At 48.6% G+C, this 1,037-nt stretch carries 1 protein-coding gene; it reads left to right on the top strand.

Going from position 1 to position 1,037, the window contains the following annotated elements; all coding sequences use genetic code 11:
• Window positions 1-1,037: Ig-like domain-containing protein (locus AC1DP6_RS36445; protein ID WP_477059304.1), on the top strand; the 1,037-nt coding region annotated here is incomplete at both ends.

The following is a 1,037-nucleotide window of genomic DNA, read 5'->3' as shown; positions in this document are numbered from 1 at the left end:
ATCTTAAGTTCTACTACTGTTGGCGGTGTTTGGAGTAGCAGCGATGCGGCTGTAGCGAGTATAGATGCTGCTGGCGTTGTAACTGGGGTATCCGCTGGTACCGCAACAATCACTTATGCAATAACCAACGCGAGTGGTTGTACCGTTTCGCAAACGACTACTGTAACAGTAAACAGTCTACCTGTTGTAGGTGCGATCACTGGTACGACTGCTGTTTGTATAAACAGAACTACTACCTTAAGTTCTACTACTGTTGGTGGTGTATGGAGCAGCAGTGATGCGGCTGTAGCGAGTATAGATGCTGCTGGCGTTGTAACTGGGGTATCCTCTGGTACCGCAACAATCACTTATGCAATAACCAACGCGAGTGGTTGTACCGCTTCGCAAACAACTAGTGTAACAGTAAACAGTCTACCTGTTGTAGGCGGGATCACCGGTACGACTGCTGTTTGTATAAATAGAACTACTACTTTAAGTTCTACTACTGTTGGCGGTGTTTGGAGTAGCAGCGATGCCGCTGTAGCGAGTATAGATGCCGCTGGTGTTGTAACTGGTGTGTCCTCTGGCACCGCAACGATCACTTATACAGTAACTAATGGGAGTGGCTGTACGTCTTTACAGACGAGTACTATCACAGTAAATAGTCTGCCGGTTGTAGCAGCGATTACAGGTACAGGTGCTGTTTGCATAAGTGGAACTACTACCTTAAGTTCTACTACTGTTGGTGGTGTTTGGAGTAGCAGCGATGCCGCTGTAGCGAGTATAGATGCCGTTGGCGTTGTAACTGGTGTTGCAGTTGGTACCGCAACGATCACTTATACAGTAACCAACGCGAGTGGTTGTACCGCTTCGCAAACGGCTAGTGTCGCAGTAAACAGTCTCCCTGTTGTAGGCGGGATCACGGGCACGGGTGCTGTTTGTATAGGTGGAACTACTACCTTAAGTTCTACTACTGTTGGCGGTGTTTGGAGTAGCAGCGATGTCGCTGTAGCGAGTATAGATGTTGGCGGTGTTGTAGCTGGGGTATCCGCATCCGC

Source organism: Chitinophaga sp. 01L420, assembly GCF_056399985.1.
This window is presented reverse-complemented; position numbering and strand designations above follow the sequence as displayed.